The organism is Candidatus Equadaptatus faecalis (genome assembly GCA_018065065.1).
Classification (GTDB): domain Bacteria; phylum Synergistota; class Synergistia; order Synergistales; family Synergistaceae; genus Equadaptatus; species Equadaptatus faecalis.
On record JAGHTZ010000087.1, the window covers coordinates 1 to 19,391 of the forward strand.

Consider the following 19,391-nt stretch of genomic DNA (forward strand, 5'->3'; position numbering starts at 1 on the left):
CTGCCGTTCTTGGAAACGGCAAACATTTATGATTGGACAAAAGCGCACGGAATAAACTTGTTCCAACGGACTGAAAAATCTCTGTTTGCTTCAGAGGAAAATATTGCTTTTGCAAAAAACATTCTCGCCCCGCTACAGGATAAGAAAAAAATTTTTTGTGTCATAGGAGCAAGTAGCATTAACAAAATGTGGCCGACAGAACACTGGATTGATTTCTTAAAACCGCTTGCAGAAGCAGGCTGGGGGATTGTCCTTAACGGCTATGGACCAACAGAACAAGCTGTAGCAGATAAAATAGCAGATGCGCTGCCACAAACAAACACCTTAAATTTGGTTGGTAAACTCAACTTTGTGCACATGATTGGTGTTGCAAGTGCATGCCAAATTGCTGCTGGGCATGATACTGGACCTTTACACCTTGTAGCACTTTGCGGAGTACCAACTGTTGGAATTTTTGATTACATTCAACCTATTGAAGCAGGTTATAATGTTCCTTGGTTAGTATTTGCTGTTGCGAGAGCAGAAAGACTGCAAACTTTTTATCATAAAAAACGTAATGCAAATGTCCTTGCTGAACTAAAAGTTGAAAAGGTTCGCGAAAAATTTGACGAACTGGTTGAAAAATATAAGCTGTAACAGAAAATGACTATACACACACGTTCAAAAGTTTTATAGCTTCGTTTCGGCGCATTCGGCGATGTGTTTCAGACAGTCGCAAGGGCACGGCCGCTCAAATGCCGTTTTTCCGAAGCGGCTGAAAAATTCGGTTTGCAGCGCGGATAACAGTTTACCCTGCGCCCTGTCATCTGACAGGGCGCAGTTGTTTGAAGGCAACAGGACAGTGAATTTTCGGTTGAGCTGTCTGCAAAATACCCGCCAATTACGGTTGTATTTCCCAGTTGCCGCCACGCGCTTTTCCAATACGCCTGATTATGTTTTTTTCTTCAAGCAACTTCATTATTCTCTGCAGGGTTCTCATATCTATTCCCCCAGTCAGCTGCCGTCAAAAATGCGGGAGCTAAACTCCCGCAGTGTTTTCATTCCGCTGAGTTATAGAGCCGCGGGTCGCTCAGTGTTGATGCGAGAATTATATATTAATCATAATTATTGTCAAATCTGCGTATTTTGGCAGAATTATACCTAAAAAGATCTGAGAACGTCCGCGAAAAGTTTGACAAACTGACTGAAAAATTCGGTTTGTAACGCGGATAACAGATTACCTGCGTCCTGTCATCTGACAGGGCACAATTGTTTTACAGGCAAAGACCGCCAAGCAAAAATTGGGGGAGGGGTAGTTTATAATCAGAACTCTTACCCGTATTTTATGATATAATCTCGATATGCAGACAACAGAAAGCAATACCATAGAGTATAAGCAGGAATTTTCGGATACAATTCTGAAAGATGTTATAGGTTTTCTGAATTATTCCTTAGGTGGACATATCTACGTTGGCGTAGATAATGTTGGTGTTGTGTACGGCGTTGAAAAACCTGACGAAACACAGCTCAGAATAATCAACATGCTGCGGGATAGCATCCAACCGTCTGTTCTTGGCTTGTTTGACGTGCTGATAGAGCAAGTTGAGGGTAAAACTGTTCTCCATATTATTATTTCAAGCGGCAATGAAAAGCCTTATTACAACAAGTCAAAGGGCATGTCTCCCAAGGGTTGTTTCATACGCGTGGGGACTTCTGTTCAGGAAATGACTGAAGGACAGATTGCCGATTTATATTCAAGAAGAACACGCGACACGCTTAAAAATATTGTTTCACCTCATCAAGATTTAACTTTTGAGCAGCTAAGAATTTATTATCAGGAAAAAGGACTGTCTTTAAACGGTAATTTTGCAAAAAATCTTGATTTGCTTACAGCCGACGGGAAATATAATTACGCCGCATATCTTTTGGCAGACAGGAACGCAACCTCTATTAAAGTAGCAAAATATTCCGGAACAGATAAACAAAATTTAACTGAGTACAGAGAATACGGCTATTGTTCGCTTATCAAGTCAACTAAGTCCGTGCTGGAGAAATTGGATATCGAAAATACTGTCTCTACTGAAATTACATATACAGGCAGAAACGATGTACCGCTGTGGAATACACGTGCGGCGAAGGAAGCTGTTGTTAATTTTATCGTACATAACGACTATACGCGGGAAGTTCCGCCGCTGTTTGAAATTTATTCAGACAGGCTGGAGATAACGTCTTACGGCGGTTTGGTTACAGGCTTAAGCAGAGACGAGTTTTTCAGCGGCGTTTCTATGCCAAGAAACAGAGAGTTAATGCGTATTTTCAAAGACTTGGAGCTCGTAGAACATATCGGCTCCGGTATGGATAAGATTCTATCTGCTTACAGTCCGTCTGTTTTCACGTTTATGGAGCATTTTCTGCGAGTTACTTTCCCATTTGAGAAAAACAGGGAGAAAAACAGGGAGAAAAACAGGGAGAAAAATACTGATGTCATTTTGTCTTTAATAAGAGAAAACCCGAATGTTACAATAGCGGATTTGACACATACAACAAAGCTGTCGCACAGTACCGTTGAAAAAGCAATCAGACAGTTAAAGCAGGAAAAACGTCTGCTGCGCGAAGGTCCCGACAAGGGAGGATATTGGGTTGTGATATAAGATATCCCCTGCGTCCTGTCATCTGACGGGGCGCAGTTATTTTACGACAATATTGCATAATAAGTTCCCTCGAAAAGTGTGATAATTTACCCTAAACTTCCCTCGAAAAGTGTGATATAAATTCGTGTAAAGCGTGTGTTTATGCGGAAAAATCAATTTTTACCCAAAAATCGGTAGGCGGCCTGCAAATTTTACAGAAATGCCGCTGCATAGAGCGGCATTGTTGTTATTTTGCCGCTGCTTCCAATATTGTAGTCGCCAAGCTTGAGAGCCTGCGAAACGTGGTATTTTTCTTCATGCGCAGCAACTGTTTTCAGGCTTTTCGCATTGCCGGTCGCGGCTTTTACTTCTACGGGAACGCACTTATTGTTTCTGCGTATTGCAAAATCAATTTCCAGTCCGCTGTCTTTTTTATAGTAGTAAAGTCTGCGTCCTGCTTTTACAAAGCAGTCAGCGGCAAGCGCTTCATACAGCGCCCCTTTGTATATGTTCAGATTTCCTGTCAGAATGTCGCTTTGTGTCCCGTCTTCAAGCATACTCACAAAAAGCCCGGTATCGTTCATATAAACCTTGAAACAGCTTTTGTCCGCATTGCCTTCCAGCGGAAGCTCAAGGGCATTGAGATTATAGCAGCGGGATATTATTCCGGCGTCTTCTATCCACTGCAGGCTGCCTTCAAATTTTGAGGCGCTGCCTTTTTTCCGCACCGCTGAATACATAAATTTCTTGTTTTCCTTTGCAAGCTGCGCAGGGATTGAGTCAAAGCATTCGACTATTTTGCTTTTGTCGCTGTCAGGCGCATATTTAAGCATATCGTCCCTGTAATCCCTTATTATACCTCTCTGTATTTCCAGTACTTCGTTCAACCGCTTTGTATCTGCGAAAAGCTGTACTGCGCGGGGCATTCCCCCGACAATGGCATACTGCAGAAAAAGCTCGCGAAAGCGCAGATGCAGTGCAGTTTCAACAGGGGTCGCCGTTTCAATGCAGCCGCGCAGATACGCAATCGTTTCTTCCGCAATGCCGTTTGCCCACAGGAATTCCTCGAAGTCCATGGGGCGCATGTCAATTATTGTTTCATAGCCTACAGGCACGGATTTAGGCTGCCCGTATCCGCTTATTCCAAGCAGCGAACCTGTACATATAACGTCAAATCGTCCGTCAAGCTGAAAAAATTTTAATGCCGTTCTTGCTTCCGGACATTCCTGTATTTCATCAAGAACTATAACTGTATTCCCTGCTTCAAAGGCAGCTGCACTGCCAAGAAAGGCTGTCATTTTCATAATTATGTCGTCAACGGAAAGAGAACCCTCGAAAATTGAGCGGTAGGCAGGATTTTGATAAAAATCAATCCTGATAACGTGCTTATAATTTCTTTCCGCAAACGCAAGCACTGAAGACGTTTTTCCGCATTGTCTGCAGCCTTTTACAACAAGTGGATTCCGCACCGATCGGTTTTTCCACTGCGAAAACGCTGCCTCAATTTTTCGTTTAAGCATTCAATCAGCTCCTGTCAGCTTTTTCGCTTTGTATTATACTATACTTAAGGATTTTTTCAAGCGACTTTTTGTAAAAATCGGGATTTTTTCAAGCGACTTTTTGCAAAAATCGGGATTTTTTCAAGCGACTTTTTGCAAAACCAAGAGCTGTTTTATAAAACTTGCATTTTGCCGCGAAATATATTAAACTGCGGACGTTAAGCCGTTCAGGCTTAAAATGCAGCAGAGACGAGGATATGCAATGTTCACACCTTCAAAGGTTTTATGGATTCGTTTCGGAGCGTTCGGCGACGTGCTTCAGGCAATCGCAAGGGCGCGTCTGTTCAAACGCCGTTTTCCCGACGCAAAGCTTACAATGCTTACGCGCCCTGAATTTGCAAATATTGTTGAGCCTCAGGACTGTTTTGAGGATTTTATTTACTGGGACAGCAAACACAAACCTGCCGGGCTGCTGAACTGCGTTGCAGAAGTTCGGTCAAGACATTTTGATACTCTCGTTTCCGTTCACAACGCCGTTTCGGCCGCTTTTGTCGCCAAGCTTTCTGGCATCACGCAGTGTTACGGTTATAAAAGTATGTTTGAAAGTTTTTATTACGATAAGAACGTGTGGGAGCTGTTTGAAGAGCTCGGCATAGACAAAAACCTGCGAGACACACCAATGGTACAGCCTTCCAAAGCTGCGAAGGAATACGCCGCAAAACTGTATGAAGGCTTCCCGGAAAAAAGACTTTTTTGTATTACAATGGCGAGCAAACTGCATAAATTCTGGCCTGTTGAATATTGGCCGCAACTGCTGAACAGGCTGATTGCAGACGGTTGGTGCGTTGTTCTCAACGGTCACGGTGACGAAGAACGTAAAAACAATGATTACTACATTTCGCAAATTTCGGATAAGTCAAAAATTCTTGATTTGACTGATAAACTTAATTATGACCAAATGTGTGCGGCAATTCAAGCTTGCAAAGCCGCTGTGGGAGTAGATACAGGTCCATTAAATTTGGCAGGACTTTCAGGAACTCCTACATTAGGTTTATTTGGCTGTACTCCAAGTCAAAAACTTGGTTTTACAATGCCGTGGTATCGCGAAGTGCTTACAAATTGTCCTACACCCGGCTGCTGGAATTATGACTGCCCCAAACCGTGCATGGCACTCCTTACACCTGATATGGCTTACGACGGTTTCAAAAAATTTGAAAAGGAACTGTTATCCAAGCCTTCACTCTGATTGAAGCATACAGTTCTGACTCATACAACAGTGTCTAATTAATTTATATTATACCTTAAAGGGTATAATATATTTTTATATATTGACATTATCCCCGTTAGGGTATAAATTATTTTGCGGAGGCGGTATGTGTGAATAAGGTCGCTGCTTTTATCAAGCAAAGCAGAAAAACTGCAGGACTTACCCAAAAGGAATTTGCTCTTCGTTCGGGATTAGGGCTGCGCTTCGTCCGTGATTTGGAACAGGGCAAGCCGTCTGTCCGCATGGATAAGGTTAACCAGGCGCTCGCAATGTTTGGCGCAGAGATTGTGCCGTGCAGGGTTGACAAGCAATAATGGCGGCTTACCGGGCAGCAGAAATTTACGTACACGACATTTTTGCCGGTATTCTGCGTGAAACCGACGAAGGTTATTCTTTTGTGTATGATACAGCATATTTAAAAAAGGACAACGCTGTACCGGTCAGTTTAACCCTGCCTCTTAATAAAGAGCCATATTTTTCAAAAACTCTGTTCGCTTTTTTTGACGGGCTTATTCCTGAGGGCTGGCTGTTGGACGTTGTCGTTCGCAACTGGAAGCTGAGAGCAGACGACAGGTTTGGTATTTTGCTCGCCGCGTGCAGGGATTGTATCGGCTGCGTATCTGTCAGGGAGATTGTACAATGATAAATTGTCTTTGCTGCGGAAAACCTTTAGGCAAAAATCTTTCTCCCGATGAACTGCAAACCGGCTGGCATAATAAATGTGTCCGTAACTTTTTCGGAACAAGGTTTCTTCCTGACATCAGCATAACGAATAATGTTATAGAAGAGCTTGCAGAGAAAAGTACGCAGCGCGGTTATACAGTACCGGGCGTACAGAAGAAGCTTTCACTGCATCTCTCAGCCGGCAGTGCTTCAGAAAAACCCCGTCTGACTCTTGTCGATTTTCCGTCAGGCTATATCCTTAAACCTCAAACAGTGGAATATCCTGCACTTCCCGAGGCGGAATACCTTGTTATGAGTATGGCACGGCTTTCAGGAATAAAAACTGTGCCATTTGCGCTGCTGAATGACGGCGGAAATAACGAGCCTGCCTACATAACAAAACGCATTGACAGAAAACTTGGTTTAAAAGACAATGCAGTGCAAATGTTTGCAATGGAAGATTTTTGCCAACTGGCCGGGCGTATGACCCCTGATAAATATAAAGGTTCGTATGAGAGCTGCGCAAAGATAGTCTCGGAATATTCTTCACGTGCAGGTCTTGATATGACCGAGTTGTATCTGCGTGTTGTCTTTTCGTTTGCAGTCGGCAATTCCGATATGCACCTGAAAAATTTCTCTCTTATCGAAACATCGCCCAAAAGCCGTGTATATGTGTTGTCGGAAGCCTACGACATGCTTCCCGTTAATCTTGTCATCCCTGCCGATACAGAGCAGCTCGCGCTTACGCTGAATGGCAAAAAAAATAACATACACAGAAAAGATTTCACCGAATTTGCAAGGGTGTGCGGTATTCCACCGCATGCAGCCGACAATCTGGTTGCAAGTATTGTGAACAGATATTCCCAATATACTGCTCTGTGCCGCAATTCGCTTCTGCCTGAACAGATGAAGATTGATTTTGAAAAACTGATATCGGAAAGGATAAAGATACTGGCAGAATAGCCGTGTGAATTACAACAAAAGCGCCGGAAACCGGCGCTTTGTTTTTTGTTCTAAAATTTACCGTCCGTATTTTACCGAAAGCACGTCGCGCGCCGTGTAGTAAATTTCCATTACCTGATTGTCCCTGTGCTGCTGGAACATGAGGCAGCTGCAGGCAAGAAGCGCGAAGATGAGAACAAACTGTTTGAAGTTAAGGCTGCGGCCTTTTATTTTAGCGGCATGCCAGATAAAGCGGAGTATCAGCAGGCTGAAGAGGATTATCAGCGGTATGACGTACCAGCGCATTGCAAGCACGTATTCTATCGCGGACGCAAAGCTTGCGTGTTTGAATTCCCAGTAGCTTTCCGCCGTAAACCACTGTCCCGTAGTGAAATAGTAATTCCACAGTACTGAAACAGGCGCCAGTATCCACGCCCAAAGCAGATACGACGCCGCGTTTATGAAAACGCAGCGGTTAAGCAGAAAGGTTGTAAGCATTAGCGTGCAGGATATTCCCGTGCAGAAGCAGATGAAGTATTCGTTTTCCGCATAGGGTATCGCATCGTTGACAAGAAATTTAATGAGGTCGACCGAAAGGAACAGAAACATCAGTATTCCGTAAACTTTTGCGAATTTTTTTTCGTCAGCCGCAAAATATGCCGTTGCATTTATCAGCAGCGCGCAGGCAATAAACGGTAAAAAACTGTGAAGCAGCCCGTACGCGTTCAAACGCCCTTCTCCAAATATCTGCAAAAGCACAAAGAACAGATACGCACCTGCAATGCGTATTCCGTATTTTTTTGCCGTTTCCCTGTCAATTCTGCCTTTGAGCAAGTTTAACATTCAATTTTTTCCCCGCGGTTAAAAATCTTTTTCCGCAGCTTCGCACAGCGTATGCCCGATAAGTATGTGCATTTCCTGTATTCTCGGCGTAAAAGAGGACGGAACATTGAGCAGAACGTCGGCGATTTCCGCCATTTTGCCGCCGCTTTCGCCCGTCATGGCTATTGTTTTCACTTCAAGTTCATGCGCCGCAAGCATTGCGTTCAGCACGTTTTTGCTGTTTCCGCTTGTGGAAATTCCCACAAGCAGGTCGCCTTTTCTGCCGTGCGCTTTAACCTGACGGGAATATATTTCGTCAAAGGAGAAATCGTTCGCGATTGCCGTAAGCGCCGACGTGTCGCAGTGAAGCGCCATGCCTGCAAGCGGACTGCGGTTTTTGAGGTAGCGTCCGCTGAGTTCTGCCGCAAGGTGCTGCGCGTCTGCCGCAGACCCACCGTTGCCGCAGAACATTACGCGTCCGCCGTTTGCCAGCGTTTCACGAATTAAACTTCCCGCTTCGGCAACAGACCGGGCAAGAACGTCCATTTTTGCCGCAGTTTCCCTGTGTTCGTTCAGATTTTTAAGAAAGATTTCAGCGTCTGTCATTTTTTCAGCACCCCAATCAGGATATCCGCCGCTTCGTTCAAATCTCTTGCATTGTACGTTCCGCGGACACCTTTTTCATACTGCTCTTTGCCGTAGCCTGTAAAAACAAGCACCGACGGCACTTCCAGTTTTTCCGCAAGCTGCACGTCAGATTTTTTGTCACCTATTGCGCAGAATATGTCGCTGCGCGAAAAACCGAGCTTTTTTGCCGCCTGCTCCACCAGTCCTGTTTCAGGTTTTCTGCAGCTGCATTCTGCTTCCGGCAGATGCGGGCAGCAGAAGAAAGCATCTATTTTTACGCCTTGCTCTGCAAACAGAGACGCAATTTTTTCGTTCGTTGCGTTGAGTTCCCGTTTTGTAAAATAGCCCCTGCCTATCCCTGACTGATTTGAAACAACCACAAAATGAAAGCCTTCTGCGGCAAGCTTTTTCAGCCCTTCCGCAGCGCCTTCGCACAGCACCGCTTTTTCAGGCTCGTGCAGATAGCCTGTATCTGCGTTAAGCGTTCCGTCCCTGTCAAGGATTATTATTTTCATTTAATCTTTTCAATAATTCCGGTCGTCGAATAACCCTGCGTAAGCGGAATTATTGCAACTTCGTCCGCAAATTCGCGCCCTGCGACCTGCTCCGGCAAATAGTCGCCGCCCTTGGCGATTACGTTCGGATGCAGCACGGAAAGCAGTTCGTGCGGCGTATCTTCGCCGAAGATGACAACAAGGTCTACGGCTTCCAGCGCGGCAAGTATTTTTGCCCTGTCCGCTTCACCGTTTACAGGCCGTCTTTCGCCTTTAAGCCGCTTTACGGAGGCGTCGGAGTTAAGCCCGACAATAAGTCTGTCGCCAAGTTCTTTTGCCTTGTTGAGCGAGTCTATGTGGCCGCTGTGGATTATGTCAAAGCAGCCGTTTGTAAAGATTACTTTTCTGCCTGCGGCTTTCCACTCAGCACAGGTTTTTGCCGCCTCTTCCCTGCTGACAATTTTGTCCATGTAAGAAAAACCCGCTTCTTTGAGAAGCCCGAGCAGGTCTTCTGCTTTTATGGGATAAGTGCCGACCTTTCCAACGACAAACTGTGAAGCGAGGTTCGCAAGTTCGCAGCATTCCGGAAGTTCAAGCCCTGCTGCCAAAAATGCCGCTATCGTTGATATCGTGGTATCTCCGGCGCCCGATACGTCGTAGACCTCGACAGCGCTTGCCGGTATGTGCTTTACAAAATCGTCCGAAACAAGCGTTGAACCTTTTTCCGAACGGGTGACAAGAATATTTTCTATGTCATACTTTTCAATCAGCTCACGCGCCGCGTTGACAATTTCTGAGTCTTCGTTCTTTATTTCACGTCCTGACGCTTCTCCAAGCTCTTTAACGTTGGGGGTGATGAGATATGCGCCTGAATAGCAGCTCCAGTCTGCTTTTTTGGGGTCTATAAGCAGCGGAATGAATCTTTTTTCACATAATGCCGAAAGTCTTCGGCATAATGCCTCTGAACAATATCCCTTGCCGTAGTCTGAGATAACAACACAGTCCGGTTCATCGGCAAGAAGCCGCGAAGCTCTTTGCTTAGCCTCATTTTCCGTTGTTTCAATATAAACCTCTTTGTCCAGACGGAGCATTTGCTGATGTCCGCCGAGAATTCTTGTTTTAACGCTTGTCTGTCCTCTCATAATAATATTTGAACTATCAACGTCCCTCATTGCAGGATCTCCCAAAAACCGCGCCGCGTACATATCGCTGCCCAGTCTCCCAGCAGGAATAATCTGAACACCAAGCCCCGAAAGGTTTGCCAGCGCGTTTCCGGCGCCGCCAAGTACAAATTTCTCGTCTGTCATACGGACAACGGGAACAGGGGCTTCCGGGGAAATGCGTTTAACCTTGCCGCTTATGTAGCAGTCAAGCATGAGATCGCCCGCGACAGCAACGCGGCAGTCTTCAAATCTGCCGGAACAAATCTGCCTGGCTTTTTCAACCAGTCCTTTTGAAAGACCCAGTTCAGCTATAAAATTACGGGGCATAAAATATCACCGGCTTTCGTTTCGTTTAATAGACTGCGCAATCCTTTGCCAGATAATTTCTGACGTAGTCCCCAGCACCTTCTTCAAGTGCCGCAAACGGCGCGTCATATCCGGCATTGCGAAGTTTTTCAATGTCCGCTTCCGTAAAATACTGATATTTCGCACGCAGACCTTCCGGCATTTCCGTGTACTCTATGGAAACTTTTCTGTCCAGCGCATGGAATACCGCTTTTGCCAGGTCGTTGAAGCTTTGGGCATGTCCTGTACCAAGGTTGAACAATCCGCTTTTGTCGGGATGCTCAAGGAAGAATTTTATAACGCTGCAAATGTCTTTCACATAGACAAAATCGCGTCTCTGTTCACCGTGCGCGTATTCCGGAAGATAGGATTTGAAAAGCTTTATACTGTCATACTCTTTCAGCGTATTAAAAGAATGGAAAATAACGCTCGCCATGGAACCTTTGAAATATTCGTTGGGTCCGTAGACATTGAAAAATTTCATTCCGACGTGCTGCGGCGGACGTTTTGCCTTTTTTTCAGCCCAAAGGTCAAACAACTGTTTTGAGTAGCCGTAGCCGTTCAGAGGACGCAGTTTTTTAATGTCACTTTTGTCGTCAAAGCCTTCGCTGCCGTCTCCGTAGGTCGCGGCACTGCTTGCGTAAAGGAACGGAATTCCGCGCTCAGCACAATAATTCCAGAGTGTTTTGCTGTAATTCAGATTATTTTTGTAAAGGTAATCAAAATCTTTCTCGGTTGTTGCCGAGCAGGCACCGAGATGCACAACCGCTGAAACGTCCTTTATCTGCGGCAGAACGGGAAGGAACTCCGCTTTGTTGAAATATTCAATATAGCGTTTGTTGACAAGATTTCTCCATTTTTCAGTCGAAGCAATGTTGTCCACAACGATTACGTCATCGCATCCCGCATCGTTGAGCGTACGCAGCATGCAGCTTCCTATAAATCCTGCGCCGCCTGTTAATATAACTTTCATTGCAGTACCTCCGCAAATTTTGATTTACCGTTACAGATATTTTAATCTCTTCTGAACAAATCTCTTGAATACAGTTTTTCTTTTACGTCGTCAAGACAGGCGTCCGAACGGTTGGCGATTATTACATCCGCCGTGCGTTTGAATTCGTCAAGGTCGTTGACGATTTTGCTGCCGAAGAATTCGCTGCCGTTTTCGAGCGTGGGTTCGTAGATTATTACCTGAGCCCCTTTTTGTTTTACTCTTTTCATTACTCCCTGTATGGCACTCTGCCGGAAGTTGTCGGAGTTGGATTTCATGGTTAGGCGGTAGATGCCTATTGTCGCCGCTTTTTTGTTTATTATGTCTTCGTCTATGTCTTCGTAGTATTCTTTCCAGCCTGTTTTTTTGAGTACTCTGTCGGCTATGAAGGTTTTTCTTGTTCTGTTGCTTTCTACTATTGCTTTTATCAGGTTTTGCGGTACTCCTTCGTAGTTGGCAAGGAGCTGTTTGGTGTCTTTGGGGAGGCAGTAGCCTCCGTAGCCGAAGCTCGGGTTGTTGTAGTGTGTGCCTATTCTGGGATCTAAGCTTACTCCGTCTATTATTTGTTTTGTGTCGAGTCCTTTGAGTTCAGCGTAGGTGTCAAGTTCGTTGAAGTATGCTACTCTGAGCGCAAGGTAGCAGTTGGAGAACAGTTTTATTGCTTCTGCTTCCGTGAGTCCGACTATTTTTACGTCTATGTTTTCTTTTTTTGCTCCTTCAACGAGTAATTTTGCAAAGGTTTCGGCTTTTGCGTACATTTCTTTGTCGTCTTTGGGGCAGCCTACTATTATTCTGCTGGGGTAGAGGTTGTCGTAGAGCGCTTTTGATTCACGGAGGAATTCGGGGCTGAATATTATTTTGCCGCAGTTGTATTTTGCCCGTACGCTTTCTGTGTAGCCTACGGGTATTGTTGATTTGATTATCATTGTTGCTTTCGGGTTGAGTTTTATTACTTGTTCTATTACGTTTTCGACTGCCGAGGTGTCAAAGTACTGTTTGTCGGGGTCGTAGTTTGTGGGTGTGGCTATGATTACGTAGTCGGCTTCCGAGTACGCTTTTGTTCCGTCAAGGGTTGCGGTGAGGTTAAGTTCTTTTTCCGCAAGGTATTTTTCTATGCAGTCGTCCTGTATGGGCGATTTTTTGCTGTTTATGAGTTTTACTTTTTCCGGTATAACGTCAACCGCGGTTACTTCGTTGTGCTGTGCAAGGAGCACTGCAAGTGAGAGTCCTACGTATCCGGTGCCGGCTACTGCTATACGCATTTCAATTACCTCCGTAAAATGCTGAATGAAGAATGAATAATGAAGAATTAAGAATTAAAAACTTCTTTATCGTACTTCAAACAGAAGATTTAGTTTTTCTTTGCTTTTTCTGCTTTAAGATTTTGTTCTGTTGTTCTGCATATTGAGGTCAGCATTCTGCAAATCTCATCAATATTGTTTTCAAAACCCGTAAAATCGTTCTCTGAAAGCTGTTTTGTGTTATAAAGCAACCTAAGCCAATAAGCAGTTTCTTTGGCTTCCTTATCCGCAATTTTCATCTTTGCAAAAAAGTCAGCCTTTGACAGCGCTCCCTGAGCTTCCACGACATTGGCGCCTATGCTTGTTGCACTCCTGTACAGTTGATTGGAAACAACAAATTCTTTGTGTTGCTGAAGCTGTTTGCACAATCCGGCGACTTTAACGGCAAATTTTTCGCTTTTATCAAGAATAGGATTATCTTTTTTCATCTAAACCGCCTTTAAACCACCTTGCCCTCATTCGTTCTTCATTCATTCTTCATTCTTAATTCTTCATTCATAATTGCTCTAATAGCTCTTTATCATAGGTTCAAAGCGCGTGTATTCGTTGAAGAATACAAAATCGACTTTGCCTGTTGCTCCGTTTCTGTTTTTTGCCACTATAAGCTCTGCGTTCTGGTCTGCCGCTTCCTGTTTGTAATAGGCTTCGCGGTAGATAAACATAACCATGTCTGCGTCCTGCTCGATTGCGCCGGATTCGCGCAGGTCTGAAAGCATCGGGCGTTTGTCCTGCCTGCTTTCAACAGCACGCGAAAGCTGTGACAAAGCAAGCACGGGAACCTTGAATTCGCGCGCTATCGCCTTTAATGCGCGCGATATTTCGGAAACGTCCTGCTGTCTGTTGTCGGTGCGTCTGGACGCGTCCATAAGCTGCAGATAGTCAAGCACTATAAGCCCCTTGTCCGTTTTCTGTTTTGCAAAGAAACGGCGGCATTTCGCGCGCAGTTCTATTGTGGACAGAGCTGCTGTTTCGTCAATGTAGAGCGGACATTTTTCAAGCCTTCCTGCTGCGTCTGCCAGCTGCTTCCATTCTGCAGAGTTCATTGAAACGTTGCCCTTCGCTGAGTTAACGTCAAGCAGCTGGCGCAGGTTAACCCTGGATTCGGCGGCTATCATTCTGTTTGCCACCTGCTCTGCCGACATTTCAAGGCTGAAAATAAGAACCGGTATGTTTTCTTCAAGCGCTACATGCGCGCCGATGTTCAGCGCAAGCGCTGTTTTTCCCATTGACGGGCGTGCGGCAAGAATGTAGAGCGAGCCGGGCTGAAGCCCTCCGGAGATTTTGTCAAAATCGCGGAAGCCTGTGCTTATGCCAGTGAACGAGGTACCGTTTGCAAGCCTGCTTTCAATATCCCTGAACGCGTCGGTTACAACGTCTTTTGCTTCGCGTATCGTAGTCGTTCTGCCTGTACGCGCGAGTTCGTAAATGCTCTGCTCTGCTTTTTCAAGAGCCTCGTCGGAGGCAATGTTTTCAGTGTAGCCGAGCTTCGTTATGTCGGTGCCGACTGTGATAAGTCCCCGCAGAACAGCTTTTTCAAGCACTATGTCCGCATAATATTCGGTATTTGCGGAGGTGGAAACGCTGTCCATAATTGCGGCGATAAACGGCTGTCCGCCTACGTTCTGTTCAACACCCCTGCTTTGGATTTCGTTCAAAAAAGTTACGGCGTCAACCGCGGTTCCCTTTTCAAAAAGGGAAAGCAGCAGTTCAAACGCCTGTGCATGACGCGGGTCATAGAAATCCTCCGTGTGCAGCTTTTCAACCGCAAGCGCAAGAGCATCCTTGTCAAGCAGACATGCGCCGAGCACTGCACGCTCAGCTTCGAGATTAAACGGGGGCTGCCTGTCTATGACCTGTGCCAAAGCTATTCGCCCTCCACTCTGAGCGTAAATTCGGCTTCAATGCCGCTGTAAAGCTTTGCTTTTGCCTTGTAATCGCCGAGCATTTTTACCGCTTCTTCGGCTTTAACGTCTTTTTTGTCAACCGTTACGTCGTACTGGGCAAGAATCGCTTCCGCAACGTCGCCGCTTGTGATGCTTCCGAAAAGTTTTCCACCTTCACCTGCTTTGGCTTTGAGCACAACGATTTTGCCGCTGAATTTTTTCTTTGCCTCTTCAGCTGCCGTGCGCGCCCTGTCGTCTTTGATCTTTGCGGTTTTGTTTTTCTCCGCAAGCTCGCGGACTTTTCCGGCTGTTGCTTCTTCCGCAAGACCGCGTGCTATCAGGAAATTTCTCCCGTAGCCGTCCGCGACTTCAAGCATTTCGCCTTTTTTGCCGATTTTTTTGACGTCTTCCTTAAGAATTACTTTCATTTTTCTTTCCTCCCAACCTGCGCAGATCATACCAGATATCCACTATTCCGACAAAAGAATACGGGTACGTGAAGAGCGCAAGAAATAGTATGCTGAATACCAAAAGCGACAGCCTCAGCGCTTTGAAAATTCTGTTTTTTCCGGCAAGATACCAGAATACGGACATTCCTTCAAGCGTAAAGACAGCGCGAAGTACCATCATTAAATTTTCCGAAGCCATTGTCACCGCATAGGACGGCGCGAAATATTCCGACACTTTCAGCAGCAGCGCGGCAAGAACGGCTGTTGAAAGCTCTTTCGGGAAGCGCCATTCTCCGAACGGAATGAAAGCCGGAAGCGTTTCGCCCTTTCGTTTGAGCAGCTTTTCCGCAGCCTTGTAGGTGCAGAAACTGTCTGCGGCTGCGTATAAAATCAGCATTGACGGCAACAACATTTTCATCGTTGCAGCAAGCTCCTGAACGTAATCCTTTACCGCCTGCACGCTGCCTATATTCGCAACGGAGCCTGCGGCTGAAACTACGGAAGTCGCTATTGCCTCGTCTATTGCAAACGGATTTATTCCCGTTGACGCAATCAGGGAAACCATAAGGAAAATCTTGGCGGACAGCGACGCTGCTATTGCCTGCAGCAGCCAGCCTGCCGCGCTTTTCTGCAGTCTTGCCAGAGTGCCGAACAGCATCCCTGTAAAAACGAAAAGTGTTACAAACATTAAAACCGAAACAAGGTTAGCCTGCGAAACTGCTCCTGCCATGCCGTGCTCAAAAACGTCGGGCAGATATATGGAAAGAACGGCTGTCAGCGCCGCGTACATTGCCGATCTTGTGCCGAAACGGTATTGCAGAAGCATAAACGGAAGCGGTGAAATTAAAAACAGTACGCCGAACAGAGGCGAAAAATAAAATTCCGCCATAAAGAGCACAACGCTCAGCAGTACGTAACAAAACCATTCGCGATATTCCCTGTTCAACCCTGCACCGTCCTTTAACTTCCGCAGCGGCGCGTCAGCACAACAAAAACTGCACCCGTACGCGTGCTTATTCTGCTGTTAAGTATACCATTAAACGGCGCAATTTGACAAAAAAAGGCTTGGGAAATTTCCCAAGCCGTTTGTGTTCTGATGATGAATTTTTTAATCCGCTGTGTACGGAAGCAATGCAATAATTCTTGCGCGTTTGATCGCTCTCGTAAGCTGGCGCTGATGTTTTGCGCAGGTGCCTGTTACGCGGCGCGGTACTATTTTGCCGCGTTCGGTAACGTAGCGTTTGAGTTTGTCAGCTTCTTTGTAGTCAATGTTTTCAATTTTATCCGCGCAGAAATGACAGATTTTTGGCCTGCGTTTGCGGTGTTTGCGGTTGAAGCCGCCGTCTTTTGCGTCCTTATCCATTATGTTTCACCTCTTCCGGTTACTAAAAAGGTATGTCGACGTCTCCCGAATCTTCTCCGCCGTCTTTTTTGATTTCGGAGAAGTCAAGCGGGAATTCGTCGTCAAAACCTGTCTCTTCTCTCAAGCTGCCCATGTCGCTGCTGCCGAAGCCGTCTGAAACAGGCGCCGAATACTGCTGCGGCTGAGCGTAGCCTGTATCCGCGGCAGAATCCTGTCTGTTCGGGGAACCCAGCAGTATGACGTTGTCAACGTTCACTTCCGTCACCCAGCGGTGCTGACCTGTTTTTGGGTCGTCAAAATCACGGCTCGTTATGCGGCCTTCGACAAAAACAGGACGACCTTTGCGGAGAAAACGCTCTATGATGTCCGCCGTGTTTCCCCAGGCAACGCAGCTGATAAAGTCAGTATGTTCCTGGAGCTCGCCGGTCGTGCGGTTTTTCCACTGTCTGCCGGTTGCTATCGTAAAACGGGCAACTTTCTGTTTGTTCGGAGTGTAACGCACGTCGGGATCTCTTGCAAGATTGCCCATGAGCATTACTTTGTTAAATCCGCGTGTCATGATTATTTCTCCTCCAGGTTGACAACCATGTGGCGTATGACCTGATCTTTCAGGCTAAGGAGACGTTCCATTTCCTTAATCTGTGCAGGATCAAGCTTGAACGTGAACAGGACGTAGTAACCCTCGAATTCTTTTTCGATAAGGTAAGCAAATTTCTTTTTGCCCCAGAGGTCAGTTTTTACTTCCTCTGCACCCAATCCGCGCACGATCTCTGCAAGGCTTTCGGTTACGGCGTTAACGTCTTCAACGTCAGCCTTGAGAATTGTTACCATTTCGTATGATCGCACGTCTTTCACCTCCTCCCTTTGGACTCTGGCTTCCCTTACGGGAAGCAGGGAACTGCAAGTGGGTAATATACCACTAAAAAACTCCTTTGGCAATCACTTTTTTTCAGTTTTTTACGAAGAGCCGGATTTTGCCGGCTTTATTGCCCGTGCTTCCTGATTTCTATTTTGTACATTTTTTCTCCGGGCTTAAGCAGATTGTATTTGTCTCTTGCCTCGCGCTCCACTGCCGTGCTTGTTTTGGCGTTTTCCAGCCTCCGCTTAAGTTCCAGATTGGTTCTTTCCAGTTTCTCAAGTTCGGTCATTTTTTTGTCCAGCGAATTGTTGAGAACTTTTATTTTGGAAACTTCCGTAGAAAAAGTCGCCGCAATGACAGCGACTATAAAGCTGCTGACCGCAAAAAGCACAACGTAGCGCAGACGCGGCGCTCTCATTGCCCGTTACATTTTCTCCGGCGCGGAGATTCCGAGTATTTCAAGCACGCTGCGCAAAACAATTCTCGCTGCTTCGACAAGCAGCAGACGCGCTTTCATAACGTCTTCTTCTGCACCGAGTATTCTTGAACTGTTGTAGAACGCGTGGAAGCTTTCCGCTATTTCCTGCGCATAGTAGGCAATGCGGTGCGGCGCAAGCTCCGCCGCGGCTTTGCTGATTTCCTCAGGCATGCGGGAGATAACCTTCGCGAGCCTGATTTCATTGGCAGAAGAAAGTTTTCCGGCGTCAAATTCCGATACGTCAGGCAGTTCTGCCCCGCGTTCTTTAAGTTCGCGGTATATGCTGCATATTCTCGCGTAGGCGTACTGCACGTAGAAGACGGGGTTTTCGCTGCTTGCCTTTTTGGCAAGCTCAAGGTCAAAGTCAAGCGTGCTGTCGCTTTTTCGCATGACAAAGAAGAAGCGGGTAGCGTCGCGTCCGACTTCGTCCATGATTTCGCGCAGGGTAACTATTGTTCCGGCGCGTTTTGACATTTGCACCGGTTTGCCGTCGCGGAGCAGATTAACCATTTGTATAAGCAGAACTTCAAGCTGCTTATCCGTATGGCCTAATGACGTGTTCACCGAACGTATGCGCGGAATGTAGCCGTGGTGGTCTGCGCCCCACACGTATATCAGTTTTTCAAAACCTCTGTCGTATTTGTTTTTGAGATAGGCAACGTCTGACATAAAGTACGTCGGCACCCCGTTCGCGCGGATAAGCACCCTGTCTTTGTCGTCGTCAAACGCCGTTGATTTGAACCATACCGCCTGTTCCTGCTCGTAGGCGTAACCGGCTTTTTTAAGCGATTCCAAAGCTTCGGGAACGGCATTCGCCGTGTAAAGCGATTTTTCGGAGAACCATACGTCAAAATCTACGCCAAAATCGGATAAGTCTTTGCGTATTGATTCGATCACGATTTTTGCCGTTTCGCTTGTAAAGAATTCCTGCTGTTCCTCTTCAGGCTTTAAAGCGAGAGATTCGCCGTATTTTTCAACGTAACGCTTTGCAATGTCTGCAAGGTATTCACCCTGATAGCCGTCTTCGGGCATGGGCGCTTCAGCTTCTCTGCCAAGCGCCTCAAAATAGCGCGCTCTGGCGGATTTACCGAGCAGTTCCATTTGAAGCCCTGCGTCATTCACGTAGTATTCGCGCGTAACGTCGTAACCTGCAAATTTCAGCAGTCTTGCGGTTATGTCGCCGACTGCCGCTCCTCTGCCGTGTCCCATGTGAAGAGGTCCTGTTGGATTCGCGCTTACAAATTCCAACTGAACTTTTTCGCCTTTTCCGTCGTTTGTGTGTCCGAAGTTTTCCCCTTTGGCAAGTATTGTTTTTACCGCGCCGGCAATCCAGTCTGACGAAAGCCGCAAGTTTATAAACCCGGGTCCAGCAACCTCCGCGGAAGCCACCAGAGTGCTTTCTCCAAGCGCTGCAACAATCTGCTGCGCAAGCTCGCGCGGATTTTTGCCAAGCGGCTTTGCAAGCTGCATAGCAGCGTTTGTCGCCCAGTCTCCGTGTCCTTCCTGACGCGGACGTTCAAGCCTTACCGCGAAATTTTCAGGCAGTGCCGCACCATTTTCCGAAGCTGTTTTTTCAAGCGCTTTTTCAAGCAGGGTTTTAAGTTCAGTTGTCGTATCCAAATAAAACACGCTCCCG

Annotated in this window: 22 protein-coding genes; 6 read left to right on the plus strand and 16 right to left on the minus strand. The window is 46.3% G+C overall.

Annotated elements, in window-relative coordinates; all coding sequences use genetic code 11:
- Nucleotides 1-636 (plus strand): hypothetical protein (locus tag KBS54_07035; protein MBQ0055875.1); only part of this gene is annotated, 636 nt, incomplete at its 5' end.
- Nucleotides 637-1,340: 704 nt separating this feature from the next.
- The gene (locus tag KBS54_07040; protein MBQ0055876.1) at nt 1,341-2,630 is read left to right on the plus strand and encodes a putative DNA binding domain-containing protein; all 1,290 of its coding nucleotides are present in this window, start codon (nt 1,341-1,343) and stop codon (nt 2,628-2,630) included.
- Nucleotides 2,631-2,821: 191 nt separating this feature from the next.
- On the opposite strand, the gene KBS54_07045 is transcribed toward KBS54_07040, so the two are convergent.
- Nucleotides 2,822-4,129: an ATP-binding protein gene (locus KBS54_07045; GenBank protein MBQ0055877.1), complete on the minus strand. Its 1,308-nt coding sequence runs from the start codon at nt 4,127-4,129 to the stop codon at nt 2,822-2,824.
- 217 nt (nt 4,130-4,346) lie between these two features.
- On the opposite strand from KBS54_07045, the gene KBS54_07050 reads away from it, so the two are divergent.
- From KBS54_07050 to KBS54_07065, 4 genes are all read left to right on the plus strand, one after another.
- A complete protein-coding gene (locus KBS54_07050) occupies nt 4,347-5,354 on the plus strand; it encodes a glycosyltransferase family 9 protein (GenBank protein MBQ0055878.1) in 1,008 nt (335 codons plus the stop codon).
- 131 nt (nt 5,355-5,485) lie between these two features.
- Nucleotides 5,486-5,689, plus strand: a complete 204-nt coding sequence (locus tag KBS54_07055) for a helix-turn-helix transcriptional regulator (GenBank protein MBQ0055879.1) — start codon at nt 5,486-5,488, stop codon at nt 5,687-5,689.
- Entirely contained in the window at nt 5,689-6,018 is a 330-nt protein-coding gene (locus tag KBS54_07060; protein ID MBQ0055880.1) for a HipA N-terminal domain-containing protein, read from the plus strand. Before KBS54_07055 ends, KBS54_07060 begins: the two co-directional genes overlap by 1 nt.
- Nucleotides 6,015-7,001 carry a HipA domain-containing protein gene (locus KBS54_07065; protein ID MBQ0055881.1) on the plus strand — a complete coding sequence of 329 codons (987 nt, stop codon included), beginning with the start codon at nt 6,015-6,017 and terminating at the stop codon, nt 6,999-7,001. Before KBS54_07060 ends, KBS54_07065 begins: the two co-directional genes overlap by 4 nt.
- Nucleotides 7,002-7,058: 57 nt before the next feature.
- On the opposite strand, the gene KBS54_07070 is transcribed toward KBS54_07065, so the two are convergent.
- The 15 genes from KBS54_07070 to KBS54_07140 form a co-directional block, all read right to left on the minus strand.
- Nucleotides 7,059-7,823: a hypothetical protein gene (locus KBS54_07070; protein ID MBQ0055882.1), complete on the minus strand. Its 765-nt coding sequence runs from the start codon at nt 7,821-7,823 to the stop codon at nt 7,059-7,061.
- Nucleotides 7,824-7,841: 18 nt separating this feature from the next.
- Nucleotides 7,842-8,408 carry a D-sedoheptulose 7-phosphate isomerase gene (gmhA, locus tag KBS54_07075; protein MBQ0055883.1) on the minus strand — a complete coding sequence of 189 codons (567 nt, stop codon included), beginning with the start codon at nt 8,406-8,408 and terminating at the stop codon, nt 7,842-7,844.
- A complete protein-coding gene (locus KBS54_07080; protein MBQ0055884.1) occupies nt 8,405-8,944 on the minus strand; it encodes an HAD family hydrolase in 540 nt (179 codons plus the stop codon). Before KBS54_07080 ends, gmhA begins: the two co-directional genes overlap by 4 nt.
- Nucleotides 8,941-10,413 carry a D-glycero-beta-D-manno-heptose 1-phosphate adenylyltransferase gene (rfaE2, locus tag KBS54_07085; GenBank protein ID MBQ0055885.1) on the minus strand — a complete coding sequence of 491 codons (1,473 nt, stop codon included), beginning with the start codon at nt 10,411-10,413 and terminating at the stop codon, nt 8,941-8,943. The genes KBS54_07080 and rfaE2 overlap by 4 nt, the downstream gene beginning before the upstream one ends.
- A 25-nt stretch (nt 10,414-10,438) precedes the next feature.
- On the minus strand, nt 10,439-11,404 hold the full coding sequence (gene rfaD, locus KBS54_07090) for an ADP-glyceromanno-heptose 6-epimerase (GenBank protein ID MBQ0055886.1): 966 nt from the start codon (nt 11,402-11,404) through the stop codon (nt 10,439-10,441).
- Nucleotides 11,405-11,445: 41 nt separating this feature from the next.
- Nucleotides 11,446-12,684, minus strand: coding sequence for a nucleotide sugar dehydrogenase (locus KBS54_07095; GenBank protein MBQ0055887.1), 1,239 nt, complete (start codon nt 12,682-12,684; stop codon nt 11,446-11,448).
- An 89-nt stretch (nt 12,685-12,773) separates the two neighbouring features.
- Nucleotides 12,774-13,151 (minus strand): four helix bundle protein, encoded by a 378-nt coding sequence (locus tag KBS54_07100; protein ID MBQ0055888.1) that lies wholly within the window; start codon nt 13,149-13,151, stop codon nt 12,774-12,776.
- Nucleotides 13,152-13,229: 78 nt separating this feature from the next.
- Entirely contained in the window at nt 13,230-14,585 is a 1,356-nt protein-coding gene (dnaB, locus tag KBS54_07105) for a replicative DNA helicase (protein ID MBQ0055889.1), read from the minus strand.
- Nucleotides 14,586-14,587: 2 nt separating this feature from the next.
- Complete coding sequence (gene rplI, locus KBS54_07110; GenBank protein ID MBQ0055890.1) at nt 14,588-15,034, minus strand: 50S ribosomal protein L9; 447 nt, start codon at nt 15,032-15,034, stop codon at nt 14,588-14,590.
- Complete coding sequence (locus KBS54_07115; GenBank protein ID MBQ0055891.1) at nt 15,018-16,001, minus strand: DUF2232 domain-containing protein; 984 nt, start codon at nt 15,999-16,001, stop codon at nt 15,018-15,020. Before KBS54_07115 ends, rplI begins: the two co-directional genes overlap by 17 nt.
- 162 nt (nt 16,002-16,163) lie before the next feature.
- Complete coding sequence (locus KBS54_07120) at nt 16,164-16,418, minus strand: 30S ribosomal protein S18 (GenBank protein MBQ0055892.1); 255 nt, start codon at nt 16,416-16,418, stop codon at nt 16,164-16,166.
- Nucleotides 16,419-16,440: 22 nt separating this feature from the next.
- Complete coding sequence (locus tag KBS54_07125) at nt 16,441-16,977, minus strand: single-stranded DNA-binding protein (protein ID MBQ0055893.1); 537 nt, start codon at nt 16,975-16,977, stop codon at nt 16,441-16,443.
- 2 nt (nt 16,978-16,979) lie between these two features.
- The gene (gene rpsF, locus KBS54_07130) at nt 16,980-17,264 is read right to left on the minus strand and encodes a 30S ribosomal protein S6 (GenBank protein MBQ0055894.1); all 285 of its coding nucleotides are present in this window, start codon (nt 17,262-17,264) and stop codon (nt 16,980-16,982) included.
- A gap of 137 nt (nt 17,265-17,401) precedes the next feature.
- Nucleotides 17,402-17,695, minus strand: coding sequence for a septum formation initiator family protein (locus KBS54_07135; protein MBQ0055895.1), 294 nt, complete (start codon nt 17,693-17,695; stop codon nt 17,402-17,404).
- A gap of 6 nt (nt 17,696-17,701) precedes the next feature.
- Nucleotides 17,702-19,375, minus strand: a complete 1,674-nt coding sequence (locus KBS54_07140) for an arginine--tRNA ligase (GenBank protein ID MBQ0055896.1) — start codon at nt 19,373-19,375, stop codon at nt 17,702-17,704.
- Between the last annotated feature and the right edge of the window lie 16 nt (nt 19,376-19,391).